General features: G+C 66.3%; 6 protein-coding genes. 1 reads left to right on the top strand and 5 read right to left on the bottom strand.

The window, feature by feature from the left end; genetic code table 11:
- Positions 1-117: 117 nt before the first annotated feature.
- Positions 118-1,407 (bottom strand): UDP-N-acetylglucosamine 1-carboxyvinyltransferase, encoded by a 1,290-nt coding sequence (gene murA, locus DD1DGNOD_RS22310; protein WP_131770982.1) that lies wholly within the window; start codon positions 1,405-1,407, stop codon positions 118-120.
- Between the two features lie 230 nt (positions 1,408-1,637).
- On the opposite strand from murA, the gene DD1DGNOD_RS22315 reads away from it, so the two are divergent.
- Positions 1,638-2,210: a cob(I)yrinic acid a,c-diamide adenosyltransferase gene (locus DD1DGNOD_RS22315; RefSeq protein ID WP_131768426.1), complete on the top strand. Its 573-nt coding sequence runs from the start codon at positions 1,638-1,640 to the stop codon at positions 2,208-2,210.
- A gap of 73 nt (positions 2,211-2,283) precedes the next feature.
- Here DD1DGNOD_RS22315 and DD1DGNOD_RS22320 read toward each other — a convergent pair whose 3' ends face one another.
- From DD1DGNOD_RS22320 to atpA, 4 genes are all read right to left on the bottom strand, one after another.
- Complete coding sequence (locus DD1DGNOD_RS22320) at positions 2,284-2,550, bottom strand: F0F1 ATP synthase subunit epsilon (protein ID WP_131768462.1); 267 nt, start codon at positions 2,548-2,550, stop codon at positions 2,284-2,286.
- A gap of 211 nt (positions 2,551-2,761) precedes the next feature.
- Complete coding sequence (atpD, locus tag DD1DGNOD_RS22325; protein ID WP_131768427.1) at positions 2,762-4,201, bottom strand: F0F1 ATP synthase subunit beta; 1,440 nt, start codon at positions 4,199-4,201, stop codon at positions 2,762-2,764.
- Positions 4,202-4,480: 279 nt separating this feature from the next.
- Positions 4,481-5,377: a F0F1 ATP synthase subunit gamma gene (locus DD1DGNOD_RS22330; RefSeq protein WP_131768428.1), complete on the bottom strand. Its 897-nt coding sequence runs from the start codon at positions 5,375-5,377 to the stop codon at positions 4,481-4,483.
- Between the two features lie 4 nt (positions 5,378-5,381).
- A partial coding sequence (gene atpA, locus DD1DGNOD_RS22335; RefSeq protein WP_241255922.1) for a F0F1 ATP synthase subunit alpha occupies positions 5,382-6,995 on the bottom strand: 1,614 nt, incomplete at its 5' end.

Here is a 6,995-nt window from a genome sequence, read left to right on the forward strand (position 1 = left end):
CCTCCGCATGGCACGTCATGGTGTTCCCCGAGGACTCCATGCGGGCCCGCGCGGTGGTGGCCGGCACGGAACGGGACTGGGCCTGAAGACCTCTCTGTCCGCCAGGTCCACGTCTGTTCAGCGACCTCCCGGGTCCGCACATCCCGCAAGCGACTCCCGCCGGATGTCCGCGCCGAGAACGCGCAACTGCTCGACGAAAGCGGCGTAGCCGCGGTCGATGTGGTGGACCTCGCTGACGCTGGTGGTCCCTTCCGCCACCAGACCGGCCAGCACAAGCCCGGCCCCCGCCCGGACGTCCGAGGCCACCACATGCGTGCCGACCAGGCGGTCACTGCGGCGTACCACGACATGGTGGCCGTCGGTACGCAGCTCCGCGCCGAGTTTGCGCAGCTCGCGGCAGAACACGAAGCGGCTGTCGAAGACGTTCTCGGTGATCAGGGAGACGCCTTCGCTGACCGCTTCCAGGGCGATGGTCTGTGGCAGGAGATCCGTCGGGAAACCCGGATAGGGCAGGGTCACCACGTCGATCGAACGCGGCGGACGGTCCGCCAGGACCCGGAAGCCGTCCGGCTTGGTGTCCACTGTGGCACCCGCCGTCGTCAGCTTGTCGAGCACGATCTCAAGGTGGTCGGCACGGCCACCCCGGATCATCACGTCACCACCGGTCATGAGCGCGCCGATGGCGAAAGTCCCGGCCACGATCCTGTCCGCGACGGTGCTGTGCGTGGTCGGCCGCAGTTCGTCAACTCCCTCGATGACCAGCGTGGACGTGCCCGCTCCGTCGAGATGCGCGCCCATCGACACGAGCATCGCGCACAGATCGGCGATCTCGGGCTCACGAGCGGCGTTGTCGATCACCGTGGTGCCCTTGGCGAGCACCCCGGCCATCAGCAGGTTCTCGGTGGCACCGACACTGGGGAAGTCCAGCCAGATCGATGCCCCCTGCAGGCGGCCGGACGAACGGGCCACCAGGATCCCGGCCTCGACGTCCACCACGGCTCCGAGCTTGGTCAGCCCGTTGACGTGCATGTCCAGCGCGCGTGCGCCGATGGCGTCCCCGCCCGGAAGCGCCACCCGTGCCTCACCGCACCGGGCGACAAGCGGCCCGAGCACCACGACCGACGCCCGGATCCGCCGGACGAGATCACCGTCAGCCGCGGCACCGGGCCTCGCCGGCACGTCGATCGACAGTGAGCCCTGGGAGGTGTCCCGCTCGACGGTTGCCCCGAGCGCGCGCAGGACGTCGGCCATGACGGCCACGTCGAGAATGTCGGGTACCGCGCGAAGGGTCGTACGGCCATACGCCAACAGGCTCGCGGCCATCAGTTTGAGCACAGAGTTCTTCGCTCCCGGGACACGTACCTCGCCGGCCAGCCGATAGCCGCCCGTGGCGACGAACCGTTCCACGGGAGTCGATGCTATGGCCTTGCCAGCTGGTCTTCCGGGTCGGCCGGCCGGTGCGGCGAGGCCAGGTCGGCACACAGCGTCCCTGGCCTGATCGCTCCAGCAACGACTAACCGGCCCTGCCGGCAAAAGTCCTCGGATGGGTTCGGTTCGCCGCCGGAGGCCCTAAAACCCCTACCGACCATGCCTTCTCGCGCGCCCGGAGGCCCTAAGAACCCCTACAGTGTGGCAGCATGGCCATTCACCTGACCCGGATCTACACACGGACCGGGGACGACGGTACAACCGCACTCGGCGACATGTCCCGGGTTCGCAAGACCGACCCGCGACTGGCCGCATACGCGGACGTGGACGAGACGAACGCGGCCATCGGCGTGGCGCTGGCCCTCGGCGCGCTCGCCGAGGACGTCCGGGCGCTGCTGGCCCAGGTGCAGAACGACCTCTTCGATCTCGGCGCGGATCTGTGCACGCCGGTCGTGGACAACCCGGGATTCCCCCCGCTCCGGGTGAGCGAGGCCTACATCGACCGTCTGGAGGAGGCCTGCGACCGGTACAACGAGCACCTCCCCAAGCTGGATTCGTTCATCCTGCCGGGAGGCTCGGCCGGCGCCGCCCTGCTGCATGTCGCGCGGACGGTCACCCGCCGCGCGGAACGCTCCACCTGGGCGCTGATGGAGCACGATCCGGAGCGCACCAGCGCCCTGCCCGCTCGTTACCTCAACAGACTCTCCGATCTGCTGTTCATCCTCTCGCGCGTCGCCAACCCCGGCGGAGACGTGCTGTGGAAGCCGGGTGCCAACCGCTGAAGATGATCACAATGAAGGCGACGCGAAAATGATGATCGCGCTGCCTTGACCGGTGCAGCTGTCCCGAGGCCTGTCAGGAACCCGTCGACACGACCCCGTGTTCCACGAGGATGCTGACACCCTGCTTGGTCACTGACAGGAATCCGCCGTCGACATCGACGCTCAGGGTCTCTGCGCCGGTCTTCACCCGTACCTGACTGCCCGCGGCGAGGACCCCGAGCAGCGAGACGTGCCCGGTCAGCACCCCGATATCGCCTTCTGTGGTCCGTGCGACGACCATGTCGGCCTCCCCTGACCACACTTCACGTTCCGGCGAGAGGATCGCCACCCGCATCGGCATAGCGCTGCCGTCCTTCCCGCTGTCGTAGGCCCGCAGTCCTGCGGGCCGCATGCCCTCACAGTTCGTGAATCCTGGATCCGGACCTACCACGTCGCTTCGCGACGCGGCAGGAACCTCGGTATGCGCTCACCAACATCCAGGAGACAGGTCCTAGCGACCCTTGGGCCTCCGAGTGCGCGAAAAAAGCCATGATCGCGCACCCTTTGGCCTACTAGAGCGTCTCGGCTTTCTTCTCGGCGTCCTCGATCCCGCCGCACATGAAGAAGGCCTGTTCCGGAAGATGGTCATACTCACCCTCGGTCAGCTTCTTGAAGGACTTGATCGTCTCCTCGAGCGGAACGAACGTGCCCGGAATGCCGGTGAACTGCTCGGCGACGAAGAACGGCTGCGACAGGAAGCGCTGGATCCGCCGCGCCCGGTTGACAAGGATCTTGTCTTCTTCCGAAAGCTCGTCGATTCCGAGAATGGCGATGATGTCCTGCAAGTCCTTGTAACGCTGCAGGATCCGCTGCACCTCGCGCGCCACGTCGTAGTGTTCCTGGCCGAGGTAACGGGCGTCGAGGATGCGCGAGGTCGAGTCGAGTGGGTCGACAGCCGGGTAGATCCCCAGGTCGGAGATGGCCCGGGAGAGCACCGTGGTCGCGTCGAGGTGGGTGAACGTCGTGTGCGGCGCCGGGTCGGTAATGTCGTCCGCGGGCACGTAGATCGCCTGGAGGGATGTGATCGAGTGACCACGCGTAGAGGTGATCCGTTCCTGCAGGACACCCATCTCGTCAGCCAGGGTCGGCTGATAACCCACCGCGCTCGGCATACGTCCGAGCAGAGTGGAGACCTCCGAACCGGCCTGGGTGAACCGGAAGATGTTGTCGATGAACAGCAGCACGTCCTGCTTCTGGACATCGCGGAAGTACTCCGCCATGGTCAGCGCCGCGAGCGCGATCCGCAGGCGGGTGCCGGGCGGCTCGTCCATCTGGCCGAACACCAGCGCGGTGTCGTTGATGACGCCGGCCTCTGTCATCTCCAGGAACAGGTCGTTGCCCTCACGGGTCCGTTCGCCGACGCCGGCGAACACCGAGACACCGCTGAACTGCTTGGCAACACGGTTGATCATTTCCTGGATGACGACCGTCTTGCCGACACCCGCCCCACCGAACAAGCCGATCTTCCCACCACGTACGTAGGGCGCCAGCAGGTCGATGACCTTGATGCCGGTCGGGAACATCTCCGTCTTCGACTCGAGCTGGTCGAAGGCGGGTGCCTGTGCGTGGATCGGCATGCGCACATCCGCGTCGACGCTTGGGACGTCGAGCGGCTCGCCGAGTACGTTGAACACGTGTCCCCGGGTGGCGTTGCCGACGGGAACGGTGATCGGTGAGCCGGTATCGTGGACGGGCGCCCCGCGCACCAGACCGTCGGTCTGCTGCATGGAGATCGTCCGTACGGTGTTGTCACCGATGTGCTGCGCGACCTCAAGCGTGAGCGTCGCGGTCTGTCCGTTGATGGTGCGGTCAACGCGCAGCGCACGGTAGATCTCGGGGATCTCCTCGGGTGCGAACTCCACATCGACGACCGGGCCGATTACACGGGCGACCCGGCCGGTCCCAGGGGCCTTGCCCTCCGCCGCGGCGGGCGAGGTGGTGGTGACGGTCATGGCGTCCTCGGTTTCACTTATGCCCTGAAGTCGCCAGCGGCTCCACCAGGATGCCAGCGACTTCGAGCGGTTCACTTATGCCCCGAAATCACCGGCGGCTCTACCAGGATGCCAGCAACGTCAGGTTTGATTGATCTTCTTGGTGTGGCGGTCGTCGATGCCTATGGTTCCCTTGGACCTCCGGCGGCGCGGAAGGAACATGATCGCGCTGCCTTTGGCCGCTACACCCCTCGGGCCTCCGGCCGCGCGAAAAACCATGATCGCGCGGCCTTTGGCCGGCTAGGATGCCTGGGCGAGCGCGTTGGCGCCTCCGACAATTTCCGATATCTCCTGAGTGATCGCATCCTGGCGGGCAGCGTTAGCCTGACGGGTGTAAGTCTTGATCAGCTCACCGGCGTTGTCGGTCGCGGACTTCATCGCCCGCTGGCGTGCCGCCGACTCGGATGCCGCGGACTCCAGCAGGGCTGCGTACAGCCGGCTTTCCACATACCGCGGAAGCAGAGCGTCGAGCACTTCTTCGGCAGACGGTTCGAACTCGTACTGCGGGAGGGGACCTCCGGGTGGGGGCTCGGTGGTCTCCTCCAACACCAACGGGAGAATCCGGTGCGCAACCGGCCGCTGCGTCAGCGTGTTCACGTACTCGGTGAAGACCAGGTGGATCTCGTCCACGCCGGCTGCCTCACTAGATTCGACGAACCGCGCAATGAGCGCATCAGCGACTTCCTTGGCGTCGTCATAGCTCGGCTGCTCGGAGAAGCCGGTGAACTCCCCGGCCAGCTCCCTGCCCCGGAACCGGTAGTAGGTGACGGCCTTACGGCCGACCGCGTACACAACCGGCTCCTTGCCCTCGGATCGCAGCAGCTCCAGGAGCTCACCGGTCCGACGCAGCACGTTGGCGTTGTAACCACCAGCGAGACCACGGTCGCTGGTGACCACGAGAACCGCTGCGCGGCGAGCATCGGGGTGCTCGGTCGTCAGCGGGTGGCGGACCGTGGTCTGCGACGCAACCGACGAAATCACGCGCGTGATCTCGTCGGCGTACGGCCGGGACACGGCGACCCTGGCCTTGGCCTTCACGATTCGGGACGCGGCGATAAGCTCCATCGCCCGAGTGATCTTCTTGGTTGACTGTACCGAGCGGATGCGGCGCCGGTATTCGCGGAGCTGGCCGGCCACGTTCTCAGTCCTCGTCCCTCGGCTTCGGCTGGTGCACCTTGATCGCCTCATGCTCCACATCGGAGGGGTCGAGGCTGTCGGGCACCGGCTCGTTGACCAGGGGCTGACCACTCGACAACGTGAACTCGGTCTTGAACTTCGCGATCAGTTGCTCGAGCGCGGCGAGGGTGTCGTCGTCCAGCTTGCCGGTCTCGCGGATCGTCTTGAACAGCCCCGGCTGGGTCCGCTCGACGAAGTCGAGGAACTCGCTTTCGAACCTGCGGATGTCCGCGACCGGCACGTCATCGAGGTGACCGGTCGTACCCGCCCAGATCGACACGACCTCGCGCTCAACCGAGTACGGCTGGAACTGCGGCTGCTTGAGCAGTTCGACCATGCGCGCACCCCGATCGAGCTGAGCGCGCGACGCCTTGTCGAGATCGGAGCCGAAGGCCGAGAACGCCTCCAGCTCGCGGTACTGAGCAAGGTCCAGGCGAAGCCGGCCGGCAACGGCCTTCATCGCCTTGATCTGCGCGCTGCCACCCACCCGCGAAACCGAGGTACCCACGTTGATGGCCGGACGAACACCCTGGTTGAACAGGTCGGTCTCCAGGAAGATCTGCCCGTCGGTGATGGAGATGACGTTCGTCGGGATGTAGGCGGAGATGTCGTTGCCCTTGGTCTCGATGATCGGCAGACCGGTCAGCGACCCACCCCCGAGCTCGTTCGAGAGCTTCGCGCAACGCTCAAGAAGCCGGGAGTGCAGGTAGAAGACGTCACCAGGGTAGGCCTCACGACCCGGCGGGCGACGCAGCAGCAGCGAGATCGCCCGGTAGGCCTCGGCCTGCTTCGAGAGGTCGTCAAAGACGATCAGACCGTGTTGGCCGTTGTACATCCAGTGCTGGCCGATCGCGGAACCGGTGTAGGGCGCGAGGTACTTGAAACCGGCTGGCTGGTCGGCGGGAGCGGCGACAATGGTCGTATAGGCCAGCGCGCCGGTCTCCTCAAGGGTGTTGAGGACGTCCCGGATCGTCGACTTTTTCTGCCCGATCGCAACGTAGACGCACTTGACCTGGAGTTTCGGGTCCCCGGTCGCCCAGTTCTCGCGCTGGTTGATGATCGTGTCGAGGGCGACCGCGCTCTTACCGGTCTGCCGGTCGCCAATGATCAGCTGACGCTGGCCACGCCCGATGGCTGTCATCGCGTCGACGGCCTTGATGCCGGTCTGGAGAGGCTCCTTGACCGGCTGGCGCTGCACGACCGTGGGTGCCTGCAGCTCAAGGGCTCGGGTCTCGGTTGAGACGATCTCCCCGAGGCCGTCGATCGGGCGGCCCAGCGGGTCGACGACGCGCCCGAGGAAGCCGTCCCCGACCGGGACGGAGAGAATCTCGCCGGTCCGGCGAACCTCCTGGCCTTCCTCGATGTGCTCGGAGTCGCCCAGGATGACGCAGCCGATCTCGCCCACGTCGAGGTTCAGCGCCAGACCCAGTACGCCGCCGTGGAACTCCAGCAGTTCGTTGGTCATGGCGTGCGGCAGGCCCTCGACCCGCGCGATGCCGTCGCCTGCGACGACGACCCGGCCGACCTCCTCGCGCTCTCCGACGGATGCCTGGTAGGAGTCGACGTAGTCCCGGAGGGC

It is taken from the genome of Candidatus Protofrankia californiensis, from assembly GCF_900634765.1.
Lineage (GTDB): Bacteria > Actinomycetota > Actinomycetes > Frankiales > Frankiaceae > Protofrankia > Protofrankia californiensis.

What these genes read in the sequence shown, in the direction of transcription:
- atpD (WP_131768427.1), bottom strand. Translation starts at nt 4,201, where the DNA reads ATGACCGTCACCACCACCTCGCCCGCCGCGGCGGAGGGCAAGGCCCCT.
- DD1DGNOD_RS22320 (WP_131768462.1), bottom strand. Translation starts at nt 2,550, where the DNA reads ATGCCGATGCGGGTGGCGATCCTCTCGCCGGAACGTGAAGTGTGGTCA.
- DD1DGNOD_RS22315 (WP_131768426.1), top strand. Translation starts at nt 1,638, where the DNA reads ATGGCCATTCACCTGACCCGGATCTACACACGGACCGGGGACGACGGT.